Annotated in this window: 19 protein-coding genes; 7 read left to right on the top strand and 12 right to left on the bottom strand. The window is 34.9% G+C overall.

Features of this window, described 5'->3' with window-relative positions:
- Positions 1-137: 137 nt before the first annotated feature.
- The gene (locus tag RMO83_RS07845) at positions 138-1,031 is read right to left on the bottom strand and encodes an alpha/beta hydrolase (protein WP_310559124.1); all 894 of its coding nucleotides are present in this window, start codon (positions 1,029-1,031) and stop codon (positions 138-140) included.
- A gap of 6 nt (positions 1,032-1,037) precedes the next feature.
- Positions 1,038-1,232: a DUF6496 domain-containing protein gene (locus tag RMO83_RS07850; protein WP_310559125.1), complete on the bottom strand. Its 195-nt coding sequence runs from the start codon at positions 1,230-1,232 to the stop codon at positions 1,038-1,040.
- A gap of 389 nt (positions 1,233-1,621) precedes the next feature.
- Here RMO83_RS07850 and RMO83_RS07855 point away from each other — a divergent pair, with 389 nt between their 5' ends.
- From RMO83_RS07855 to RMO83_RS07870, 4 genes are read left to right on the top strand one after another with little or no spacing between them, the layout of a single operon-like run.
- Positions 1,622-2,041: a response regulator gene (locus tag RMO83_RS07855; protein ID WP_310559126.1), complete on the top strand. Its 420-nt coding sequence runs from the start codon at positions 1,622-1,624 to the stop codon at positions 2,039-2,041.
- Between the two features lie 55 nt (positions 2,042-2,096).
- Positions 2,097-2,519 (top strand): response regulator, encoded by a 423-nt coding sequence (locus RMO83_RS07860; protein WP_310559127.1) that lies wholly within the window; start codon positions 2,097-2,099, stop codon positions 2,517-2,519.
- Positions 2,489-3,157, top strand: coding sequence for a biliverdin-producing heme oxygenase (locus RMO83_RS07865; RefSeq protein ID WP_310559128.1), 669 nt, complete (start codon positions 2,489-2,491; stop codon positions 3,155-3,157). Before RMO83_RS07860 ends, RMO83_RS07865 begins: the two co-directional genes overlap by 31 nt.
- Entirely contained in the window at positions 3,147-5,423 is a 2,277-nt protein-coding gene (locus tag RMO83_RS07870) for an ATP-binding protein (RefSeq protein WP_310559129.1), read from the top strand. The genes RMO83_RS07865 and RMO83_RS07870 overlap by 11 nt, the downstream gene beginning before the upstream one ends.
- Before the next feature lie 692 nt (positions 5,424-6,115).
- On the opposite strand, the gene moaA is transcribed toward RMO83_RS07870, so the two are convergent.
- From moaA to glp, 9 genes are read right to left on the bottom strand one after another with little or no spacing between them, the layout of a single operon-like run.
- Entirely contained in the window at positions 6,116-7,120 is a 1,005-nt protein-coding gene (gene moaA, locus RMO83_RS07875) for a GTP 3',8-cyclase MoaA (protein ID WP_310559130.1), read from the bottom strand.
- A complete protein-coding gene (gene moaCB / locus RMO83_RS07880; protein WP_310559131.1) occupies positions 7,110-8,024 on the bottom strand; it encodes a bifunctional molybdenum cofactor biosynthesis protein MoaC/MoaB in 915 nt (304 codons plus the stop codon). Before moaCB ends, moaA begins: the two co-directional genes overlap by 11 nt.
- Positions 8,025-8,026: 2 nt before the next feature.
- Entirely contained in the window at positions 8,027-8,461 is a 435-nt protein-coding gene (locus RMO83_RS07885; protein ID WP_310559132.1) for a molybdenum cofactor biosynthesis protein MoaE, read from the bottom strand.
- A gap of 8 nt (positions 8,462-8,469) precedes the next feature.
- On the bottom strand, positions 8,470-9,555 hold the full coding sequence (locus RMO83_RS07890) for a HesA/MoeB/ThiF family protein (RefSeq protein ID WP_310559133.1): 1,086 nt from the start codon (positions 9,553-9,555) through the stop codon (positions 8,470-8,472).
- Between the two features lie 11 nt (positions 9,556-9,566).
- Positions 9,567-9,803 carry a MoaD/ThiS family protein gene (locus tag RMO83_RS07895; protein ID WP_310559134.1) on the bottom strand — a complete coding sequence of 79 codons (237 nt, stop codon included), beginning with the start codon at positions 9,801-9,803 and terminating at the stop codon, positions 9,567-9,569.
- A complete protein-coding gene (gene cobA / locus RMO83_RS07900; RefSeq protein ID WP_310559135.1) occupies positions 9,803-10,597 on the bottom strand; it encodes a uroporphyrinogen-III C-methyltransferase in 795 nt (264 codons plus the stop codon). The genes RMO83_RS07895 and cobA overlap by 1 nt, the downstream gene beginning before the upstream one ends.
- A gap of 5 nt (positions 10,598-10,602) precedes the next feature.
- Positions 10,603-11,166, bottom strand: coding sequence for a molybdenum cofactor guanylyltransferase (locus RMO83_RS07905; protein ID WP_310559136.1), 564 nt, complete (start codon positions 11,164-11,166; stop codon positions 10,603-10,605).
- A 3-nt stretch (positions 11,167-11,169) separates the two neighbouring features.
- A complete protein-coding gene (locus RMO83_RS07910) occupies positions 11,170-11,913 on the bottom strand; it encodes a sulfite exporter TauE/SafE family protein (protein WP_310559137.1) in 744 nt (247 codons plus the stop codon).
- An 11-nt stretch (positions 11,914-11,924) separates the two neighbouring features.
- The gene (gene glp / locus RMO83_RS07915; protein WP_310559139.1) at positions 11,925-13,097 is read right to left on the bottom strand and encodes a gephyrin-like molybdotransferase Glp; all 1,173 of its coding nucleotides are present in this window, start codon (positions 13,095-13,097) and stop codon (positions 11,925-11,927) included.
- Between the two features lie 591 nt (positions 13,098-13,688).
- Between glp and RMO83_RS07920 the strand changes: the two genes are divergently transcribed.
- A complete protein-coding gene (locus RMO83_RS07920) occupies positions 13,689-16,025 on the top strand; it encodes a T9SS sorting signal type C domain-containing protein (protein ID WP_310559140.1) in 2,337 nt (778 codons plus the stop codon).
- A 103-nt stretch (positions 16,026-16,128) separates the two neighbouring features.
- Here RMO83_RS07920 and RMO83_RS07925 read toward each other — a convergent pair whose 3' ends face one another.
- The gene (locus RMO83_RS07925) at positions 16,129-16,599 is read right to left on the bottom strand and encodes a hypothetical protein (RefSeq protein ID WP_310559141.1); all 471 of its coding nucleotides are present in this window, start codon (positions 16,597-16,599) and stop codon (positions 16,129-16,131) included.
- Positions 16,600-17,044: 445 nt separating this feature from the next.
- On the opposite strand from RMO83_RS07925, the gene RMO83_RS07930 reads away from it, so the two are divergent.
- Positions 17,045-19,432, top strand: a complete 2,388-nt coding sequence (locus tag RMO83_RS07930) for a T9SS type A sorting domain-containing protein (RefSeq protein WP_310559142.1) — start codon at positions 17,045-17,047, stop codon at positions 19,430-19,432.
- A gap of 569 nt (positions 19,433-20,001) precedes the next feature.
- Entirely contained in the window at positions 20,002-26,199 is a 6,198-nt protein-coding gene (locus tag RMO83_RS07935; RefSeq protein ID WP_310559143.1) for a PKD domain-containing protein, read from the top strand.
- The last annotated feature ends 2 nt before the right edge of the window (positions 26,200-26,201 follow it).

A 26,201-nucleotide genomic window follows, 5' to 3' on the forward strand; every position in this document is an offset into this window, starting at 1 on the left:
AGAAATCAACTGTCCGAAAACAGATTTTGTCGAAAAATAGCTATTTTTGTCCATCGTAATTTATGTTTTGCAATACAAAAATACGATTCTTTGAAAGAAGCCATTAATTTGGCTTCTTTTTTATCGGACAATAATGATTAAGAATTTAAAAATTCCAGTAAATCAACGTTTAATTTGTCTTTCTCAGTATAAAATAAACCGTGCGGGGCATCATCGTAGATCATAAATGTATTGTTGGGAATTAATTCGGCTATTTTTTCAGATGAAATTGCGATGGGTACAATTTTATCTGCATTTCCGTGAATAATTAATGTAGGTACGTTGATTAGCAACACTTCTTCTCGAAAATCGGCAGTCGAAAAAGACTTTGCACATTCTGTAGTTGCGTGTGGCGAAGCAGCAGCCGCTAACATTCTGTAATATTCGAGTAATGGTGTGCTTATAAGAGTATTAATAGAACCTACACCAAAAAAGTTTTTGCCAAAATCATCTAGAAAAGCGATTCTATCCTCTTTAAGTGCGAGTTGTGTAGCCTCGTTTTTTTCTTTTGTGCGTCCATCTGGATTGTCGTCGCTTTGTGCCAAATACGGAATTATGGAAGAAACAAGTACTGCTTTAGAAACATTCTGACCACCGTATCTACTGAAATAGCGAACCACTTCTCCGCCACCCATAGAAAAGCCAACCAACGTGATATCTGTTAGCTCCAATTGGTCGATTATTGCTTTTAAATCATCTGTTAACGTATCGTAATCATAGCCGTTCCAAGGTTGCGAAGATTTCCCGAAACCCCGTCGGTCATAGGTAATCACCCTGTAATTATTGGCTACCAATTTTTCTATTTGATATTCCCACATTTCGTTAGAAAGTGGCCAACCGTGTATTAAAATTACAGGATTTCCGATGCCATAATCCTTGACATATATGTTGACATTGGGTGCTGTTTCGATAAATTTATCGGTAAATTGTTCCTGTACTGAAAAAACGAAATTATTTACTGATTCGTTTTTGTTTACTTGTGTGTTTTCCATTATACTTTATTTTTTTGTTTTTTTATTTAATCCTTCTGCTTCTCTCAAAGCAATGGCAATGGCTTGTTTTGGATTGGTTACAATAGTTTCAATTTTGCCTGAATGCAAATCGCCTTCCTTGAATTCGTGCATTACTTCGGCAACTTTTGTTTGATGTGGCGATAGCTTTTTCTTTGATGCTGTTTTTTTATTGGTTTCCATAATGCTATTTTTTTTTAAGTAACTGAATAGCAATAAAATTAGATTTAAATAATGATTACAAGTATCACAATCCTTTTTATAAATTGTAAAATTGCTAGATTTAGAAAGGAAATAATTTCGGGATGATCAACCAAAGTATTGCGTAATGCAACTATCCAAAATGCCCACCAACACAATTTATAATTAGGAGTTCAAGGTAGATTTACTTATAAAATACTTTAATTAACTACTAATTTAATCAGTAAATGTGTGAATTATATAACTTTTTTGTAAAATTATACAACTATTTTATTTGATAATGATGCATATTTGTGTTGGTACCTTTCTCTCAGACATTGGATAATTACTACTATAAAAATTGTTAAATTAATTAATAGCGCATAAAATAAATGAAAACCCAAGTTAACATATTCCTTGCCGAAGATGACGCAGATGATCAAATTTTTTTCGAAAAAGTATTGTCCGAATTACCCGTTTCTGCAAAACTCAACACATTTAGTGACGGCAAAGAATTGATGCAATATCTTGATTCAAATTCATACGATGACAACAGCAAGAATATTCTTTTTTTGGATTTAAGCATGCCGAACAAAACAGGGTTTGAATGCTTAATAGAAATAAAAGAAAATGAAAAACTGAAAGATTTACATGTAGTCATGATCACTTGTTCTTTATCAAAAAGTATTGATTTTGAGCAGTACATGATCAACACACTTACAAGAATGGGTGCCGATGGTTTTATCACTAAACCCGACAGTTATGAAGAACTAAAAAAAATAATTGAAACAACAATAAACCGACTTATTTAGAAAATTACAAAACAGGTACTACTTTTTCCAAAAACACCAAATTCAACAATAAACTATGTACAAAATTCAAATAAAGAATGTGCTACTTGCGGAGGATGATGAAGAAGATGTACTCCTTTTTGAAACTGTGTTATCTGAATTGAATCAAGAAGTTAAGGTTGATGTTGCAAGCGACGGAAATGAGTTGATGAAGATTTTAAATCAAGTAGCGACCCTTCCAGAAATGATTTTTCTTGATTTGAATATGCCTCACAAAAACGGTTTCGAATGCCTTCGTGAAATTAAGAGCAACGAGAAATGGAACAGTATTAAAATTGTTATACTTTCAACTTCATCTCAGCCGCAACAAATAGAAACCGCTTACAAAGGTGGTGCAGATTTATACCTTGCCAAACCCGTAAGCTATACCCACTTTAAAAACATGATGGAAAAATGTTTATCACTTAATTGGGAAGATTTAAAACAAACCGTTTTTTAGAAAAAAATTTTAAAGCACTGCATTTGGAACCAACTACTTTTTTAATGCGATTGCGCAGTAAAACCGCAAACAGTCACCAGCTCATTGAACAAAACAATGTTTCACAATCATTGATGAGTCAAAACGTCACAACCATTCAATATGCCCAATACCTTTCAAAAATGTACAGTTTTGTGCACGGTTTTGAAAAGATAGTTTTTCCATTACTAAAGAACTATGAAATGTTGCAACTTGATGATAGAAGAAAGTCACACCTTATAGAAGCTGACCTTGCCCTATTAAATTACAATGGAGTGCAGCGTCATGAAAACGATGAACTATTCAGTACCCATTACCAAACTGCCGCTGCAGCATTAGGTGGCATGTACGTTTTAGAAGGATCAACTCTTGGTGGACAAATAATCAGCAGGCATTTGTCAAAAATTTTAGGTAATGCTGTTGATGGAAAAACAACATATTTAACAGCCTATACATTTCAAACTGGCAGCATGTGGAAAAACTTTTTGCAATTGCTTTGCGCGGAAGGCGATAGGCATGACTTTGAAGAAGAAATAATTGCTAGTGCTGTAAAGACATTTTCCCTATTAAATATGTGTTTATCGCATGAACCACTTAAACTTGCTGAGTATGAAAATTAAAAGTATTGTAAATGATTTTAGAGCAACTATGCTTAACTGCGAAAGTGAAGCCATACATATACCTGGTACCATTCAACAGCATGGTTTTTTACTTGCAATTACGGAGGTTGATTTTAAGGTGGCTTTTTGTAGTGAAAACTGCGTTGAATTTTTGAATAAAACGCATATTGAATTGCTTGGTCTGAATTTTGAAACAATTTTTAGTAAGGCTGATGTTGAAAATATAGAACAACAGTTTAAAGAATTTTCGGGTGACTTATTACAACCTTTTATTATAAACTATAATGAAAAAACTTTTCATGTAACTGCTCACAAAAGCGATGAGGTAATTGTACTTGAATTTGAGCTATTTTCGGAAGCCAAAATGGATTTTCCAGATCTTTTATTTCAAATGAAACGATTTGCTTATCACACCGAAAGGGCAGATAATCTTCAAAGTCTTTGTCAGGATATTGCAGATGAAACCCGAAGTATTACTGGCTATGATAGGGTAATGATTTATCGTTTTGACAAGGACTATAATGGAGAAGTTATTTCAGAAAGTAAAAAAGAAGACCTAGAGCCATTTTTACATTTGAATTATCCACACACTGATATCCCTTCGCAGGCAAGAGAGCTTTATTTGCGTAATTTGATAAGAATGAAGGTAGATGTCGGATACACGCCTGTACCCATTTACACAATAGATGGCGTTTTAAAAAACAATAGTAACCTCGATTTAAGTATGGCAATTCTGAGGAGTGTTTCGTCTATGCACCTCGAGTATTTAAAGAATATGAAAGTGGGTGCCACTTTTGTAATTTCTATCCTTCATAATAAAAAATTATGGGGTTTGATTTCTTGCCATCATTATAGTGCCAAGCATATTCCTTATCATACGAGACTTGCAGCACATTTGCAGGCTGTATTTCTTTCATCGCAAATAGATGTGCGGCAGATGGCCGATGAGTTTGAACTTACTAAACAAACCAACAAAAAACTACAAGACCTTAGCGAGCAATTTGCCATAGAACAACCACTAATAAGTACTGAACACACTTTGCAATTGTTGAAAAACCTTATAAACGCAGATGGTATTGCCATTATGCATAAAGGTAAAATTCATACCGCTGGAACTGTACCTTCTCAAGAAGTACTGCAGTCCATTGCCGACTGGTTTTTTGATAATGTAAAAAGTGAAAACTTTAGCAGTTCAAAATTTTCTACTGAATATTTACCTGCTCAACAAATTAATGCTACTGTTGCAGGTATTTGTTATCAACGGCTAGGTTTGTTGCGTGGTCACGCCATATTTTGGTTGCGTAACGAAATAGAAACCACTAAAATTTGGGGCGGTGATCCCAATAAAGCAATACTTTTGAACGAAGAAAAGAATTTGCTCACGCCCCGAAAATCATTTGCAGCCTGGAGTGAATCTGTAAAAAACCAAAGCACCGAATGGCTCAGACCCGAGTTAAATGCTGCAGCAGCGATATCATTGGTAATACAAAGACAACTGCATTTGATTGATTTAATGGAAGAGGAAGTAAAATATCGAAGCCTTAATGAAAAATTGCAAAAAGCCAATGATGAGCTTGCCAATATGAATTGGATAAGCACGCACGATTTGAAAGAACCTTTGCGGAAAATACAGGTTTATGCTTCAATTATTTTAGAAAAATACAACAGTGAAATTCCGGACGTTGTTAACGCAAATATTCTGCGAATGCAATCATCAGCAGCCAAAATGCAAAAGCTTATCGAAGCATTGGTTTCCTATGCAAGTTTAATGCACGAAGATGCAAAATTTGAATCCGTTGACCTCAACACAGTAATCAAAGAAGTAGTTTCGGATCTGAAAGAGGAAATTGAGGACAAAGATGTTACAATTGATATAAGTGCACTACCAACTGTAAATGGTATTAACTTTCAGTTGCAACAATTATTTGTCAATATTATTAGTAATTCCATTAAGTTCGCAAAGAAAGACGTTCCGCTCCATATTAAAATAAGCAGTTCAATAACAACTGATAGTGCTGCAACCATTTATGAAGCACAATCAAAACAATGGTTCAAAATTACTTTGGTCGATAATGGAATTGGCTTTAATGAAAGCTTTAAAAATGATATTTTTAAAGTGTTTCACAGACTTAATACCAACCAATACGTTGGTTCGGGAATAGGTCTCGCCATTTGCAAAAAAATTGTAGAATCACACAATGGCTATATTACTGCTATTGGTGAAATAGACAAAGGTGCTCAGTTTGATATTTATCTTCCTGTTTAATTATGAAAATATAATAGTTCCATCAAACTTAGGTTATTCGTACTTTCGTTTATTGAATACTCTGATTAAGGGGTATAGGTCAACAACTTATTGGATGGCATCCTACGGTCGCAATGTCATTAGGTTAAGCGATTTTGTCGATGATTTTGTTATTCTGACGAAGGAAGAATCTAAACAAACGTGAGCAACTAACACGAGATTCTTCCTTCGTCAGAATGACAAGTAGAGCTTAACTTAATGGCATCCCCGCATCAGGGGCTATATGTAAAAACAGTTAGGATGGCACTACCGCATCAGGGAGTATAGGTCTAAAACGTTTAGGATGGCATTCCCGCATCAGTGAGTATAGGTCTAAAACGTTTAGGATGGCATTCCCGCATCAGGGGGTATAGGTCTAAAACGTTTAGGATGGCACTACCGCATCAGGGGGTATATGTAAAAAACATTTTGGATGGCATCCCCGCATCAGGGGGTATATGTATACAAGTTGTTGGATGGCATACACTGCTATAACAAGTTAATTGCCGGCAGGTTACTCCTTTAAAACTTGGAAGAAAAGCGTCATTTTCAAGATTGTTTTAAACAGATTGCTTTGAAAAAAGAAAAGAACAACAAAACGATACAGAAGATATTGAATCTATTTTGAGTTCTAATTTGAATAATTTAAAGGTAGAGTGATAACCTAAATCAAATTAACCGCCAATAGTAATCATACTTCGGTTGTCTTGATTCAAAACTGGATTGCTAACTTGGTCGACAGTGTCCATTCCCGCTCGTATTTTCTTTTTGTTTTTAATAGAAAAACCTATCAAATCTTCAATCGATTCGCCATTTCTAAATACAGTAAGCAAATCAGTTTCGGAGTTAGAAAACAAACAGTTTTTTATTTTACCATTGGCCGTAAGGCGAATTCTATTGCAACCATCGCAAAAAGGATTGGTAATAGAACTGATTATGCCAAAACTTCCCAAATGGTTTTCTATTTTGAATTCTCGGGCTGTAAAATTCTTTTCGTTTTCTAATTTTTCTAATTTAGAAGCTGAAAAATGATTTTCTACTTGATTCAAAATTTCATCTTGAGAGACCATTTTGCTTTTATCCCAATCATTTCCAGCAAAAGGCATAAATTCTATAAACCGAATTGAAATGGGCAAATGTTGAGTAAGATTTATAAAATCAATGATTTCATTGTCATTAAATCCTTTTATTAAAACCACGTTGATTTTGATTCTGAAATCATTATTCAAGAGCAAATGCAAATTATCAATCACTTTCTCGAATTGGTTTCTCAAAGTAATGGTTTGAAATTTGAAAGGCACCAAAGTATCTAAGCTCAAGTTGATTTTTTTGACATTGTACTGTTTCAGAATGTCTATGTGCTTGTCAATCAGAATACCGTTTGTAGTGATAGAAATTTCAGTTTTTAATGAAGCTAATTGGGCAATTATTTCAGGGAAATCTTTTCTTAAAAGCGGTTCTCCACCAGTAAGTCTTATTTTATCAACGCCATTATTGACGAAAGTTTTTGCAATAACAAAAATCTCATCGACCTTCATCAAACTCGCTTTTGGACTTAACAAAATACCTTCAGCTGGCATACAATACGTACAACGCAAGTTGCATTTTTCGATTAACGAAATTCGCAAATAGTTGTGTTTGCGACCGAAATCATCCGTTAAAATAGTGTCATTTTGCATCGTGATTGTTTCCTTTTAAAATATGAAAAACGTGCAAAACGTGCGGAAATATGGCGTCCATAGATTCTGATGCTCCTTTTGTTGATCCTGGCAAAGCCAATACCAACGAATTTCCAATAGTTCCAGCAACTGTTCGCGAAAGCATTGAATAAGGCATACGGTCTTGACCATAATTGCGAACTGCTTCCTCAATTCCTAAGATTCGGGTTTCTAGCATCGATTCCAAGGCCTGCGGCGTGACATCTCTTGGCGAAAGCCCTGTTCCTCCTGTAAAAATAATCAGTTGATTTTCCTTTGCAAAGGCTTTAGTGCGCTCTTGAATAATGTCAATTTCATCAGGAATAATTTCATAATGCGTGGTTTCTACGTCACAAACTTCCAACTTTTCGACAATTATTTTTCCTGATTTATCTTCTTTGTCTCCAGCAAAAATAGAATCCGAACAAACAAAAACAGCCGCTTTAATTGTTGATGGAAAACGATTTTTGAATGAAGATTTTCCGCCTTCTTTGCTGATTAATTTGATAGTTGAAATTTCAATACTTTTATCAATTGGTTTCAACATATCGTACATGGTTAGCGCCACAATAGATGCACCGTGCATTGCCTCTACTTCTACTCCGGTTTTGTAAACCGTTTTTACTTTTAAAAAGATATCAATACTTAAATCATTTATTTCGTATTCCACCGAAGTAAATTCAATTGGAATTGGATGACAATCTGGAATGGAAAGATACGTGTTTTTTACAGCGAATAATCCAGCTGTTTTTGCCATTTCAAATACATTCCCTTTTGGAACAAGGTTGTTTACAATAGCATCAATTGTGGCTTGTTGGCTAACTTTTACGGTTGCTTTGGCTGTAGCTACTCTCAGCGTACTTATTTTATGTGTGATATCAACCATTTTTAGGTGTTTTTCTTCCAAGCAAAAGTACTATTTTCAAATAGTTCTTTGCCGAAAATGGGCACTTCTGTTTTAATCCAATTCACAATCGCTTCTGTGGCTTCATATACTTGTTTCCTTCTTGTCGCTGAAACAAAAACAAACAAACAAATTTCTCCCGCTTTGACTTCGCCGATACTGTGGTAAATGTGCATACAAATCAAGTCGAATTGAGCAAAAGCTTTTTCTCTTATTGCTAGCATTGCCTCGTCAGCCATTTCTTCGTAAGCAGAATATTCTATTGCTGCAACGACATTACCTTCAATATCATCAGCTCTTACCTGACCTAAAAAAATATTGTGTGCGCCAATGGTATGCTTCGATTGATGTTTGGCAATCGACTGTCCAATAAATTCGGAAGAAATAGGACCTTGTATGAAAACCGTTTTTTTACTCATAATTATAGTTATTTTATCGATACAGAATCGAGTGAATCTTGAGTAAACTTGGCTAAAGAATTTGCCCCTCCAATGATACTTTTGGCATTCTTGAAATTATGTTGCAGTAGAATTTCAACTGCTTTTTTGCTTCTAATTCCCGATTGACAAAATGCAAATATTGTTGAATCTACATTCAATTTCGACAATTCATTTTCTAGATTATGCAATGGAATCTGGATGCAGTTTTGTATGTCTATTTTTGGACTTTCATCCCAATTTCGAACATCTAAGAAAACAACTTGAGGATTATTAATTTGTTCGAATGCTTCAGCAGCTAAAATTTCAATAACGAAATCCTTATCTGATGCGTATTTCATTTCAAAAGCCTCCAAATCGATGGTGTGTTCCACTGATTTACAAAACTCAAACTTTTGTTGTTCGTTATTCAATATATTGTAGACCAATAATTTTCCGCTCAATAGTTCTCCTATTTCCAAAACCATTTTCAATACCTCGTTGGCTTGAAACATTCCTATTAGTCCCACTGATGTTCCTAAGACACCCAACTCATTGCAGTTAGGAGAATCATTTGCTGTTTCCGGAAATAGGCAACGATATTTAGGTCCGTTTTTATAATTAAAAACAGATACTTGTCCTTCAAATTTATAAATAGAGCCGTAAACAAAAGGTTTGTTGGTGACACAACAGGCATCGTCAATCAGATATTTGGAGTTCAAACTATCTGTTGCATCCACCATAATGTCATACTTTTCGAATAGGGAAATGGCATTTTTAGGATTTAATTTTTCGTCAATTGCATTGATTTTAACCGAAGGATTTAGGGCTAAAGCCATTTTTTGAGCCTTTAACACTTTGCTTTTCCCAACAGAATTGCTGTCGTAAATCACCTGCCGTTGCAAATTGGTGATGTCAATTGTATCATCGTCTATAATTCCAATTTCGCCCACTCCAGCTGCAACCAAATAAGGCAAAACTGCCGAACCTAAACCACCAACACCAATGAGTAATACCTTGGCTTGTTGGAGTTTTTGTTGCCCACTAATCCCAACTTCTGGGAGTATTATTTGTCGGTTGTATCGCGTAGCTTCCATAAATAATTAGTTTAACCTCCAGCAAATGGCGGTAATAAGGCAATAATATCATCCCCTTTCAACTGATAATTTGCAGTGTCCTGAAGGATTTTTTGATTGATTGCCACACTAAAAGACAACTCCTTGAATTGGTATTTTTGTTCTAATGCTGATAGCAAATGATGCAAAGACATATCAGCAAAAGAAAATTCCTCTGTCTGACTTCCTGTTTTTTCGGCTATCGCACCAAAATATTTTACTGTAATCATTATATGAAATTTAGATTTTGAAAAATAAACTCCTCAAGTGCATCTTCATTTTGAAAACAAGAAGCCAATGTAGTAGAATGTTTAACTACTTCTCCAATTATGATAATTGCAGGTGAAGAAAATTGTTGCTCTTCTACTAATTTTTTGATTGTGCTTATGGTTCCTACTACTTTTTTTTCATTTTCTTTTGTACCGTTTTGAATAATAGCAATGGGCAAATTATCGGTTCTATTTTTTTGAAAAATAGAGATGATTTCGTCCAATTTATTCATTCCCATCAATATGACCACCGTTGCCGATGATTGCGAAGCCAACTCAACATCTTTTGAAAGTTTATGATCTGAAGTTGTTCCTGTAATTACCCAAAAACTTTCTGCAATTCCTCGTTGTGTCAGGCTAATTCCGTTGGATGTTGGCACTCCCAAAGCCGAAGAAATTCCCGGAACAATAGCGGTTTCAATCCCAAATTGTTGTGCATATTCAATCTCTTCGCTTCCTCTACCAAACACGAATGGATCGCCACCTTTTAATCGAACAACATGACCAAAACGTTTTGCCATAGGCACAATAAGTTCGTTAATTTGGTCTTGACTATAGGCGTGACAACCAAAACGTTTACCTACAAAAATGATTTCAGAAGTTGTTGCATACTGCAATAATTCTTCGTTTACAAGTGCGTCATACAAGACTACATCTGCATTTTCGAGTGCTTTGATGGCTTTCAAAGTAATCAATTCTACATCACCTGGACCTGCACCCACTAAGGTTAATTTTGGGTCATTTGATTTCTTCATTCTATCTAATTGTATTTAGCATTGAATTCCTGTAATTCTAAAAGCGAATTTATATTTTGAAATTGCTGCCTATTTTCGTCTTCAATCCAAATCAATTGATGTTTACTATTGGAAATAAAGTGCATCATTTTCAATTCGTTGGCATCAATTCTATTTTTTAACATCGGCAGTACATTTTTTGAATAAATTCCTATCAAAGGATGAACTCGATTGGTTTCTTCAAAAATAGATACATCAAAACTACTATTGTATTTTTCTATTAACTCCAGCAGCATTGTTGTAGAAATTAATGGAATGTCGCAACTCAAAATCAAATTTAAATCGGTATCCGAATGTAATAAAGCAGTATAAATTCCACCCATTGGACCTTTGTCTATTATAACATCTTTAATTGTATCGTATTTTAGGTAATCGTACTCGCTACTATTTGTAATTAATTGGATAGTAGAGGTTATTGGTAAAACCGCATCAATAATATGCTCTATAAATGGTTTGTTTTTATACAAAGCCAATCCTTTCTCCGATTGCATTCGGCTGCTTTTTCCACCACAAAGAATTGATACTTGCATATTTTAAAAAATTAATTTCGCACTTGCCAATAAGATTACCGTTGCCAAAACATATTTTAAAACCTTGTTCGAAAAATAGCCGCTGCCATAATACGCGCCCAATATTCCTCCAAAAACAGCAATAGGAACTAAGTAAAAACTCTCCATTGGAATCGTTTTGTTTCCCCAAAAAAAACCTGAAAGTCCCGCGAGAGAATTTACAAAAATAAACAAACTTGAAATAGATGCAGTCTCTTTAAGCGTTGCCCAACCCAAAATTAATAGAATTGGACTCAGAATAACACCGCCACCAATGCCTAACATTCCGGATAATAAACCAATACCGAACCCCATTACTAATGCCAAAGGAATATTTATTTTTATATTTTCTTTTTCTGCACGAGTGAAAAAACCTAACATTCGCAAGGCTGCCAGAATCAATACAATGCCCAATGCTATTTTGTAAAAGCTATTTTCTAATGGAATCAAGCCTCCAATAAAAGCAGCTGGTACAGAGGTTATGGCAAAAGGATAAAATAGCTTTGGTTTGAAAAAATCTTTTTTGTAATAAAAGAAAAATGAAATTCCAGAAACAAACAAATTCAGTAATAAAGCCGATGGTTTCATCACCGCCATTGGCACAGAAAAAATAGCCATTAACGCCAAATACCCAGACGCACCGCCGTGACCCACGCTGGAATACAGAAAGGCAACTACAGCTAACAAGATGCAGAATAAAATTAGAAAATCATTATTAACTATTGGCATAATAATCCTTATTAATGAATTGGTATTACTACAACTTCTTGGTTTTTTTTAACATTTTCCATATCATAAGGGACATAAATGAAGCTATTGGCAACTGCAAAAGTATTTAACATTGCTGAACTTTGACTATCTAAAACTTCAACATGCTCGTCATTATAAAACGCTTTTAAAAACAAGGATTTTCCGGAAGTATTGGTAAAGTCAGTATTTATTCTACGTTTAATTTTTGGCAGATGAATCGCTTCACAACCCATTCTCTTTTTCAATGCTGGTAGAACATAAATATAAAAACTACTCAATGCTGAAGCAGGATTTCCAGGTAAAGCAAATACAATTGTTGTATCCTTTTTTCCAAAAAACAACGGTTTACCCGGTTTTTGATTGATTTTATAAAATAATTCTTCAACTCCATTGGCTAAAAGTGCCTCTTTTACAAAGTCATAATCACCCACCGAAATTCCGCCTGAAACTAGCACTACGTCAAAATTAGAAAGACATTTATTTAAAACCTTTTTTGTGGCTTTCAAATTATCTTTTACCTTAAATAGTTTTACCTTTTTAATTCCAATTCCCTTTAAAGCAGCAGCAATCATCAACGAATTACTTTCATAAATTTTACCTTTTGGTAATTTTTTACCAAGAGGAACTAATTCATTTCCCGTTACCACAATAGCCACTTTTGGCTTGGCATACCCCACTATTTCAGTTATTCCCAAACAAGCTAAAAAACCCACTGCCGCAGGAGTAATTATAGTATCTTTTTGGAGTACGAGTTCGTGTTTTTTGATTTGCTCTCCTTCATTTCTAACATTTGCACCAAAAGTTGGTAACTTATTAATGGCTATACTAGTCCCATTTCTAGAGGTATGCTCTTGCATAACAACAGTATCAAGATCGTCAGGAATAAAAGCACCTGTAAATATTCTTATAGCTTGATTTTTGTTCAGTTTATGATTAGAGTAATCTCCTGCTTTTGAAGTGTTTATAACCTCGTAGTTTGTTAATTCACTATGCGAAAAAGCATAACCATCCATTGCCGATTGTCTAAAAGGCGGCATATTCATTGGGGAATAAATCGTTTCCGACAAAATATAGCCAAGTGATTTACTCACTTTAATTTTTTCGGCTTGCATTTTGCAGCAATTTTCCTCAACTATCATTAAAGCTTCTTCGACTTGTATCATAAAACTCTTTTATAAAAATAAGTAAAAATACTTAGTACAAACATAGCTATTTTTATCTAACACACAATCTAAATAGTTAAAATAAAAGTAGCTTTAAGAAAAAAGTCTTTATGTCACTTAAACAAAAACTATTTTAATTCATTGCTATAAAAGAATTATTTCAAATTAAAAACGAATTAAAGTTTTCAATTAAAGGCAATCATCAAATAAAAAATGCCCATAAATTCTACTATTTAAGGGCATTTAGTTTTATACTTTTTAAAATCAGAATTAAATCATCTTGTTTAAACTACAAATTGAATATTTCTAAAAATTTCTAATATACAAATCCTTAAAATCTAACCTATATTTGGATTTCCATTTTAAAGTCGATATTTTTCATCGTTGCATTTTTTTCTTTTTTGTAAACCGATTTTTGGACAAAACATTGAAAGCATTCCGATTTTTGGTTTAGTAAATTTAAAATTATAAATTTACAAAATCGTTTTAAAATTTTGTAAAATTAAAATCACGATCTTTAACTTGAAAAAATAAGTATTATAGTTTACTTCATTTAAAAATAATTAATCCCCAAATAAACACTAGCTACACATGAAAAAACTTTTACTTTTTGCGCTTATCACACTTTCCTCAATGTCTTATGGACAAGATTTGCTGACAGCAGGAGGTTTTGAAGGTCTTCCAGCTGGCGATTTAACCACAGTTTCGTCGCCGTGGTCAGCTTCTGGTCTTAACTTTCCGACCGTTGCTATTGATGCGCTTAATGCCCGTGCAGGTACTACTAGTCTCATCTTACCCGATAAGTATTCACCACTTCGTCAGCATTTTACAGCAATTCCAGGTATTACTTATACCCTAACCCTCTATGCTCGTTTTGATAATCCTATTAAAGCACCTAGCTCGGATGGTATCTATGTCAGAATATATGATGGTAGTGTGAGTGATCCAGATGGTGCTGCTTTTGCCCCTACTTATAGCTTTTATATTATTCCTACCACTTTAGCAGATGGCTATATTAAATACACCTACACTTTTACAGCACCACAAGCCAGTTTAGTGCTCAACATTTTCAAAATAGATCGATTATTAAACGATAAAAACAGTACCATAATGACTCCCGTGCATATGGATGATTTTAGTATTAAGGAAGGTGTTCCTTCTGAATTAACAGTTAACGGAAGTGCGCCTTACAGTTATCCGTATCAAGTTGGAGTAAGACAATCGCCCACCTTTTCAAGTTTATTGACCGTTAGCTATTCTTATAGAGGAGGAACTATTTCTGGAGCTCAAACCTTTGCCCCAATCAATGCGGGATCATATATTGCGATGGCAAATATAAAATATCCAACAGTAGCTGAGGGTTTTGCATTTGTTGCATCGGCATTTACCATCACCCGAATTAATCAAACCATAACCCCCACTATAGGTACTTACGTTTACAACGGAAATCCACAAGGTCCAACAACGGTAAAAACAACTGCCAATACTACAACAGCTCCAAATACTCTTGGGACTTTAACTTATAGCTATGTTGGGGCATCTGGTACAGATTATCCAGCAAGTGCAACACCACCAGCAGGCGGAGGTAGTTATACAGCGACAGCTACTGTAGCCCAAACTACTAATTATAACGAAGGCACATCAGCACCAACTCCTTTTACAATAAGCAAAGCAACGCCTACAGTTGTTCCAATTGTAGGAACCTATACTTATACTGGAGCGCCACAAGGTCCAGATGCTGTGACTACTGCTTCAACAGGAGTTGTAACTTACAGTTATGCTGGAGTAAGTGGTACAGATTACCCTGCAAGTGCAACGGCACCAGCGAATGCTGGCAGTTACAACGTTATGGCTATGATAGCTACTGATACGAATTATGTTGCTGTAACTTCCGCAGCGGCTTCTTTTATCATCAATAAAGCGATACCAACAGCTACTTTTGAAGTGGTCAATTCGCCTATAATCTACAATGGTGCACCTCAAAGTGCTTTGATTGGAAACATTATTAGTTCAGTGGACTTAGGATCTATAAATGATATCTCAATTGGAGGAGCTGCCTCACAAACTGATGCTGGTAGTTATGCTGTAACGGCAAGTTTTGTTCCTAAAGATAATGTTAACTATAGCACCGTAACAGGAATAATTGCAGGAAATTTTGTTATTGATAAAGCTACACCAACTGTTACCTTAACAGTTGCGAATTCGCCTGCTGTATATACTGGAATGGATCAAAGTGCTATATTAAATATAGCATCAAGCTCGGTGGCGGGAATGGTAACCAACATAGTAGTGGCAGGAACTGCTTCGCAAACTGCTGTAGGTAGTTATGAGGTTCTTGCTAGTTTTGTCCCTACGGATACTGCTAATTATAATATACTAACAGGAATTGTTGTAGGCCAATTTGAAATAGGTCTAGCTACCCCAGTGGTAACGCCAGTAGTGGGAACTTATTTTTATGATGGAAATCCGCAAGGACCAACTGCATCAACAAATACAGGTACAGGTAATACCTATACGTACAGTTATGAAGGCGTTGGCATCGTATATGGTCCAAGTAGTACTCCTCCTATCGAGGCAGGCTTTTATACCGTAACCGCCACGGTAGCCGCCGATGGAAATTATGGTGTAGCAAGTTCAACTGCAACCGCTTTTGAAATAATTCTTTTATTAAAAGTAAAAGAGTCAACATTCAACGAAAATAATGTGAAAATGTTTATAAATAATGGCGTTCTTTATGTTAGTTCAACCGCCAAGTCTATTAAAACCATTGAAGTTTACGATTTACAAGGGCGATTGATAGCAAATCAAAAAAATGTGCAATCAAACGAAGCTAGCATTAGCAACTTGAAAGCCAGTCGTCAGCTATTAATTGTAAAAGTTAGTGGCGAAGACAATGCTATCGTAAGCAAAAAAGTACTGAACAAGTAGTTCAATAAGCAGTTACCCATCTTTTTGCTAAAAACTAAAACCCTGTTCCAGATTTGGAGCAGGGTTTTAGTTTTAGGACACGTCCACTATTTTTCTTATAGCGTTACTTTTTAGTACAATCAATAGCTGTAAACTTAAATTTTACATTTTCAAAATCTATAGGTTTGCCTTTAGCAAAATAAGAAGCTCCCAAATAAGTTTCTATTTGTCCGTTGCCTAAAATTAGTTTTTCTCCGGATTTTAGTAATGCAATTGGATTTTTAAAAGTCACTTTATCATTTGTACCTTGAATAAAAGTGTAATCGGCAAACAAAGTATCACCTCGAGATTCACCTGCAATTTTACCAACTTTTATGGGCATATTAAGAAATTTCATTTCCATATTTCCCGAAATTTTTCCATTCTTTAAGGTGTTTATTTTTAAGTCAATTGTATCTGTTTCGTAAAGTGCTTGGTAGCATAGCACACTTACCGGCTTTTCTACTACTTGATTATCAACATTTTTTGAATTTTTATTACAACTTTCTAGACCAATACAAATTAATAGAAAACAAAATAAACTTAGATTTTTCATAGTAATACCATTTAAGTGATAATTGCAGCAAGAGCTTTGGCTAATTTAAGGATTTTTACGGAACTATAATGTACTAAATCATAGAAAAAAAATTATCTGCTACACTTAATGATATTTTATCCGAATCATTATTATCTCATCAATTTTTGATATAACCTATTGAAATGTATCAAATATGCTTTTTCTGATAAATTGATACTGATTTAACTTTTAATAAAAAAAATCTGAAAATAACGAAAAACACAACGAAATTATTATTATAAATCGTATGTTTGAATTTGAAAATTTGGCATGTTTGTATTTATAATAATTTGAAAGTGATGCTATTACAGTTTATCAATTTAATATTATTTGAAGAAATTTATAAGACTATATTCTTGATTGCTTTTATTAAAACTGAAATATCTAATTTAAAGATCTCCTAAAGTATTTAAATAATTTAAAAATGAAAAATCTACTCCTTTTACTATTAGTTCCTATATTTTGTGTTGCACAATCCGAGCAAATATTAAGCTTTACTGCAGGTGCAGGTGGAGGCGATTTTACCAACCAGCCGATAGGTTGCCAGTCCGAATTTTCAAAAACACAAACCTTATATTATCCAAACGAAATACAATTTAAAGGAACAATAACCGAAATTCGCTACACAACCTCATTCGATAATATTAGTTTAGCAAATTCCAATATTTGGACAGTTAAAATTGGCACAACCACAGTAGCAGAATTCGGAGCAGCAATACCTTTTATTGACACTAACACGCTTACTACGGTTTTTAGTGGAGCAATCACACAAACGAGAACAGAAGTTATTATAAGTTTTACTCAACCTTTTTTTTATAATGGCACTGATAATTTAGTAATAGAAGTTTCGGAAACGGCACCTGGTTTTACCTCAAGCTTAATTAGCGCATTTAAAGGAAGTGAGAATTTTGGCAACCCGCCAATTCGTAGCAAAGTATCCTTTACAGGAAGCACAGGAGGTGCTATTCTAAATGAAAATTCCGAACCTATAACCAAATTTATTGGTATATTCGAACGCTGTATTAGACCTGCATACTCCGGCATACAGTCCACTCCATCACAAACAACAGCCACAATTATCATTGAAAATAATCAAGCTGTCAGTGGATATAATTATGTGGTTTATGAGAAAGGAATGCCAATGCCAACTAACTTAATTCCAACCGTTCAAAACACTATTGAATTAACAGATTTGTTACCAGCACAAGAATATGTTTTTGCTGCGAAAACAAACTGCAATACTCCAATAAATCGTTTTGCAAATATTGGTTTTTCAACCAAACCATTGACTATTTCGGTGCCTGACGCTATAAATTTTGATGGCATAAATACTCGCAATTATTTTTTTACAGGGGGTTTTATAGCAAATGCCTCTATTTCAAACAAAGCTGGAAACAACTCGGCAAATGGCATTTTGTTTCGAGGTGCTTTAGATGCTTTGCAAGCCAATACTTGGTCCGACTTTGATGTATGGAACACAAATCCTAATTTTATTAGTCAAGCCAATTTTATTATCGATTTGACCAATAATCCCACAAATCCAGTTTTTAAATTTGATTTAAAACAAAAAGAAGAAAACTATTTTAGGGTTCGCATCAATAATGTTGTAAAAACGTGGACATTTAAAAGTAGTCCTGGCGGAGACATAAATTTTCAAAAAATAACCATTGATTTATCGGAATTTAGTGGAAAAACAATTAATCTCGATTTGCAATCGTTAAGTAAATATACCGGAGATATAGGAATTCGTACCGCCTTTGTAGACAACATCGAATTAAAAAGCGCCACTTGTTTGGCGAAAGAAATTGATTTTTTAACCACATCAACAGAAAATAGCATCACTTTGAAGGCAACCGACTTGTCTTCTAATTATGAGGTAGCAATTGTCAACCAAACCGCAGATTTGACGGATAATAGTTGGACAACCGTTTCTTTGCCGTATACTTTCGATAACTTAACAATCGCCAAAGCTTATAAAATATTTGTTCGAAAAATATGTGTAAACGAGATTACTGCTTTTTTAGAATTATTTGAATCGACTAAAACAACTGTTATTAATGCGCCCTTTAGTGAAGCATTCAATTCAGGTAATTTTACAACTTACTTTGTTCCAAAATTTAATAATTCGTCAAATGTTACTATCAACACAGTATACAATTATGTCAATTTACATCAAAGAGAAAATGGTAAAACTTGGTTTGGCGATTTAAATACTACAGAGAGTCAGGCTTGGAATGAAAATAAAAATTTTGTTTCTACATTAAATTTTCGAGTAAACGCAACCAATTTAGCTAGTCTTACAATGACTTTGAATTATAAGCTGGCTCGATTTTATGCAGCAAATTCTTCTTGGTTCAGGATTATGATTAACGAAAAACAATTAATGCCATCGCAAGTGCCCAATTCGTTAAACTCAGATCCATTTACTACAACAAATTTTGATTTAACAGCTTTTGTCGGCGGAATCGTAAATATAGAACTACAGCATTCTGGAAGACGAACCACTTTTACGAGCAATGGTATTAACGATGCAGCATACATCTCGTTGGTTGAATTTATAGGAACGCTTGGAAATGAAGGTTTCTCGAAAAATCATTTTAAAATATATCCAAATCCATTTTCGAATTCTATCACTGTAGAAACAGAAATACCTTTTTCTTCTATTGAAATGTATGATGTATTAGGTAAAAAAATAGATGCTACTCCAACAACAAATACAATCAACACCAGTACTTGGAATAGCGGAATTTATTTCCTAAAACTAAAAAAAGCTGATGGTCAAGAATTGATTAGAAAAGTCATTAAAAATTAGAAACTAACTAAGTACTATAGTTGTGAATTAAATCAATCAAAAGCGATAATTTAAGTATCAGCTTTTGCTAATGTACTTACAAATTGATTGATAGTATATTATTAAAAATAAATTGTACCCATTTTGATGCTTTACGCAGAAGCTGAACATTCAATATTGCTAAAAGCTAAACAGCTATTTTTGAAAAATCAAAATAAAATTCTTTAAAGTAAACCATAGTTGTGAATTGTATGAATCAAAAACCATAAAAATTCTCGTTTTCTTTACAAAAAATATAATAAATAGTTTACTTTCTCTACTACATTAGGCCAATTTAACGATATATAAACAATATTTTATCAAAAAAAAGAAAAATAATAGGAATAATGAGGCGAACCTGTTTAATTGTTGCTAAATTTATAAAAATCAACTAAATTATTGAAAATCACTATTTATAGGGATGTTGGGTTCTAATTTTTAACATTACATTTGAAAAATATAGACAGATTAAATTTTCGCTATTGTTAACTGATTTATGAATATTCAAGGTTAAATTTCATTTATTTAGAAATACCCATTCAATATAATTTATGAAGAAATCTTACAAAACAATAATTCTTTTTATAATATTGCTTTTAAATACAACTGCAAACGCTAAAATCGTTCTAGATTCTTTAGTACCTAGTAAAAAGGAGCAGAAAACGAATGGTACTCCTATTCGTTTTAAAAAAGTAGTCCTACCAGCTGCTACATTAACTGGGACTGCTAAAGTTTGCTTAAATGAAACTATCAAACCAGTAATAACTTTTACTGGAAAAGACGGAACGGCTCCTTATACTTTTATTTACACTGTATCAGGAATTGCTGGGAATCAAACAATCAAAACAACTACTGGAAATAGTGTTACAGTAACGCAAGCAACTAGTATCGCTGGAGCGTTTACATATCGTTTAATTAGTGTAACTGACGCAACAAATGCAACTCAACCAATTACCGTTGCCGATGTAGTAATTACTGTCGCTCCAAAACCAGTCAGCAGTTTTACAACGAATGCATCCAGTGGTACTTGCTCAGGTTCTGCGATACAATTTACGTCAAATCCAACCATCGGAACAGCTCCATATACTTATGATTGGGATTTTGGCGACGGTACGACTTCTAAGGCTGCAAATCCGTCACATATATTTAGTTCAACAAATGCACTAGGTTGCGCAACATTTACATTTGCAGTAAAATTGACTGTAACCGACAGTTTTGGTTGTGTATCAACTACCTTTTCTCAAAATATTCTTGTAAAACAAAGACCAAATTTTGAAGTTACTGATAGTTTACATCCTTTTGCCCAATTTGACAATTGTGCAAATGCCTCTACAGTAAATCCAAGTTATGAGGTTACAGTTGCTAATAATTTAAGCGTTGCCTCCTCTTGTATAACTTCTTATTCTATCGATTGGGGAGATAAGTCAGCTATTGTTACCAGTGCTGTTTTTCCGATGAGTCATACTTATGCAGCACTCGGAGCGTACAACTTGATTGTAACTGCATTTGGCAGCAATGGTTGTAACACTTCAAAAACGTATGTGGTAAAAAATGTTTCAAACCCTTCAGGAGGTATTTCAAGTCCGGGAAATACTCAAAATTTATGTTCACCCACAGCCGATCTACAGTTTGGAATTTCTAATTGGGGCATTAACTCTCCAGGAACCATATACGAAGTCAATTATGGCGACAATTCACCCCTAGAGACTTTTACACAAGAGACTTTAGTCGCTTCCAGTTATTACAACGCCGCAAATCCTGTTGCATCTGCAAATTATCCCATACCACATACATACAAGGAAACAAGCTGCCCTGCTGCGCAACTAGTAGTGGTGTTGGTAGTCACGAATGCTTGTGGCTCTACACCGTTTACAACTTCTAACATTAGTATTTTATCAAAACCTAAGGCCAACTTTACGATTCCAGCTACTGGATGTGTCAATAAAAATGTGCTTTTTACCAATACAACTATTGAAGGATACAGTCAAAACTGTGCCCAAAGTGCCATTTATACATGGGATTTTGGAGATGGTTCTCCTGTAATTACCACTCCTTTGCAACAAGTTCAAAATGTCAATCACACCTATTCAAAAGCTGGAGTTTATACCATCACAATGTCGGCAGCAAATTATTGCGGAAGTACATCAGTAACTAAAACCATCTGTATAGAACCCGCACTAACTGTTCCAACTATTACTTTAACGCCGTCAAATACTACTAATTGCATCCCACTGACCGTAAAAGCGTCAACTCCAAACGTCACTTCAAATTGCACGACGCCTATTGAATATTCGTGGCTCGTAACCCACAAAGATTTAGATTGTGATGTTGCAGCTGATGACCCAACTTATCTAAACAGTACTACTTCGAGTTCTCAAAATCCCGTTTTTAACTTTACTGCTGCAGGGGAATATACTATACAACTTCAAATGAAGAACTCTTGTGGCGTGGTTTTATCTTCCGTTCAAAAAATAACAGTCAAGAAACCCCCAAAAGTTAGTGTTGCGCCTATTGCAAATTTGTGCGGAGGCACTTCAGGTACTACAATAATTAATCCAACTGCAACTATTCAAAACTGTGGTTTTACCAATGCCGAATTGGTTTATAACTGGAGTTTTCCAGGTGGTACACCCGCCACTTCTGCTGCTATTGCACCTCAAGTTACGTATACTACGGGTGGCTCTAAAACAGTTTCCCTATTTATTTCAGTTGTGGGTGGTTGTACAAATTCTATAACAAGTACTGAAACTTTTGGTATTGGTACAGCACCAACTTTAGGTCCTTTAAGTCCCGCGACACAAACTATTTGTTCGGGTTCGTCAACGACTGTTGTACCATTAACCGCTCAAAGTGGCACAACGTTTTCTTGGGATGCTACAACAATTCCATCTGGTGTGAATGTTAATCCTTCTTTTGGAAATGCAAATTCAATTCCTGCTTTAACCATTAGTAATTCGAACACTACCCCTAAAACGGTAACTTTAACTATCACTTCAACTTTAGACGGTTGTCCTTCAAGCAACACATACAATATAGTTGTAAATCCTGGTCCAACATTGACGCAACCCATTGGTAGTACTATTTGCGCAGGTGGCACAATAACACCATTGACCGTAACGGTAAGTCCAACTCCAGCCGCAGGAACAGCAACTTACAAATGGTATTCAAATACAATAGAAGATACTACAATTGCAACTTCCACATTAGTAAACACCTCAACAGTTGACGGCAGTTATTTACCTCCTCAAAGTATTGGTACTCTTTATTATTTTTGTGAAGTTACTTTCTCTGCTTCTGGCAGTTGTCCGAGCATCAAATCAAAAGCTGTTGCAATTACCGTAAATCCAGGTGCTACAATAAATCCTCAACCTATTCAAAGCCAAAGTATTTGCGTAGGTACTACTTTAGCAACACCTTTGTTATCCGATTTTGAAAACGGAACAGGTTCTGCAACTTATCAGTGGTATAAAAATACAACTGATACAACTATTGGAGGTACGGAAATCTCAGGCGCTAAAGGATCGAGTTATATGCCACCCGTTTTTGCTGTTCCAGAAACCGCTTATTATTATGTTACTATCACTTTTTCAGGCAATGGTTGTGGACCTATTTCCTGTAATCCAGCTGAAATTAAAGTGTTTGCAGATCCAACGGTAAGTTCAATTCTTCCCGCTGCACAATCTTTATGTTCGGGTGTTACTCCAACAAATTTGACTGTTTCAGCTGTTGGAGAGCCAAGTGTAGGGAATCTAACTTATCAATGGTTTTCGAATACTAATGATTCTACTTCTGACGGAAATTCAATTCCTTTAATTGGAGAAACAAAAGCCACTTTTACACCACCAACCAATAATGCTGGGACTACTTATTATTATTGTGTCGTTTCACAAATTGGTTTGGGATGTGAAACTACAAGTAGTACTGTAAGTATAACTGTAAATCTTGCTGCAGAAATTACAAAACAACCGCAACCTAATACTATTTGTTTAGGAGAAACTCCCACACTATTGGAAGTTGCGTTTATAAATGGTGTTGGAACTCCGCAATACCAGTGGTATTCGAATTCAACTAATTCAATTGTTGGAAGCAAATCGATTCTTAGTGCAACCGATCCGTCATTTGCACCGCCTTCCACTGCGGGAACTGTTTTTTATTATTGTAAAATTACGCTACCAACCGGCGGTTGTTCTGAGTTAAACTCTGATATTGTAGAAGTTACCATCAATCAAAATCCTGTAATTGCCAATAAAACAAGTATAATTTGTAGTGGAAATACATTCACCATTTTACCTTCGAATGCAGGTTCAGAAATTGTACCCATTGGAACTACTTACACTTGGTCAAACCCAATAATAAGTCCACCAAATGCAATTTCTGGAGCATCTGGTGAGACAATTGGACAAACTGAAGTTAGTCAAACGTTAATCAATACAACCATAAATCCTGTAACTGTTACTTATATCGTAACGCCAATAGTTGGTGTTTGTAGTGGAGCAACTTTTAGCATTTCCGTTACCGTAAACCCATCCATAAGCAATCCGATTACCTTAAAAAATAGCAGTTGCTTTGCGAAAAATAATGGTTCGATTCAAACCAATATTACAGGTGGAATTCCTTTTAGTTCTGGTGTACCCTACCAAATTTCTTGGACTGGTCCAAATGGATTTACAGCAACCGACACAACTATTTCCAATTTGGCACCCGGAGCATATGATCTTACCATTACTGATGATGGAGGATGTCCGTTTTCAGAAACCTACACGATTACTGAACCGGATGATATAATAATTACGACTGACTTAGAACAAGACATCACCTGTTTTAATGATGCCGATGGGAAAATTGAAATTACTGTTACGGGCGGTACGTTAGATTATAGTTATTCTTGGACAAAAGATGGAAATCCTTTTTCCAATTCAGAAGACATTACAAATTTGAGTCCTGCAACTTATACTATTTCCGTAACTGATGCAAATTCTTGCGACCCAAAAACAGTAACATTTACCATAACAGAACCGCCGATATTAGCAGTAAGTTTAATTACTAAAACTGATATTTTATGCTATGGCGATAGCACTGGAGCGATAAGCATCAATACAACTGGCGGAACACCAATAGAGGTCACTACAGGTGTATTCGATTACAATTACTCTTGGACAGGACCAAATGGATTTACCAGTTCAAATCAAAATTTGAACGGAGTTCCGGCAGGGACTTATGAACTAATAGTAACTGATAACTCAGGTTGTACCAAAACATTAACAGTCACGTTGACACAAACTTCTGAAATAATAATAGATGCCAAGACCACAATTATAAAATGTTATGGTGGGAACAACGCTTCCATTTCTGTCGCTTTATCAGGAGGTATTGCGCCATACGAAGTAAGTTGGAGTAATTTTGCCGAAGGATTATTTTTGGATAACTTATCGGGTGGCGATTATGAAATTACCGTAAAAGATGCTTTGAGTTGCATTAAAACTTTAAATATTACTATTCCCGAACCTCCTTTATTCAAAGTTACTCCCGATGTAAAAAATATTAGTTGTTTTGGCGCCAATGACGGGCGGATTGATTTAAAATTTGTTGGAGGTGTTGCACCGGTTTCATTTGCTTGGACAGATAATCCGACTGCCGGATCTATTAGGAATAATTTACAACCTGGAAATTACACTGTCACTATAAGTGATGGCACTCCATGCAGCATCAACCAGACTTTTGTGATTTTAGAACCACAAGAATTGATGCTAACTGCAAATACAATCAATGCATTTGATTGTGATGATGCAAATAGTGGCTCAATAAATTTGTTAGTTTCGGGTGGATCTGCTCCTTTTACTTATGCTTGGACAAACGGAGCAACTACTGAGGATTTGGGTAATATTCCAGCTGGAAATTATTTAGTTACTGTAACGGATAAAAATGGTTGTACCAAACAAGCACAATACAGCATTAACCGTCCTCCACCTATTGTCACTGTGGTTGCTACTACAACTGATTTTGACTGTGATGCAAAAACCGTGAAACAAACTTTTGTAGCTGATGTTTCGGGTGGTATGCCTCCATATCAATTGGTTTGGTCCAGTGGCACAGTTAGCGGAGCTAATAATGAATTTATGGATACGACCATAAATGGAACCGTCTTACTTGAAGCAACAGATGCTTTGGGATGCAAATCTAATTATACTTTCACTGTTGATGTGCCCAAACTCGGAACACCATCATTCGACATAAGTTCTTATGCGTACACTACTTATGGTACTTATTCTATCAATGACCCGATTCAGTTCACCAATACTGCCACAGAGGAATATGTCAGTATAATTTGGGATTTCGGAGACGGGACTACTTCGATAGAGAGCGATCCATTACACACATTTGTCAATCCGAAAGAGTATGTAGTAACGCAAACGGTGACCTACCCTTTTGGTTGTGTGTATATAGAAAAAATCACTCTTATTATTGAAAAAGGATATGTTTTAGTGGTTCCAACTGCGTTCACCCCAAACAATGATAGGATTAATGATACATTTAGACCTGTTACAAGAGGTTTGAAAAACGTTCGTCTAGACATTTACGACACTTGGGGATCTATGATTTATTCTGAATCAGGAGAAGTTATAAGAGGATGGGATGGGAAAATAAAGAATTCAAATGCCGAAAATGGAAATTACTATTTTAAAATAAGCGGTGAAACTTTTTATGGAACAATTGTCAATGAAAACCACCCTTTTGTATTAATAAAATAAGA

It is taken from the genome of Flavobacterium sp. (assembly GCF_031423415.1).
Lineage (GTDB): Bacteria > Bacteroidota > Bacteroidia > Flavobacteriales > Flavobacteriaceae > Flavobacterium.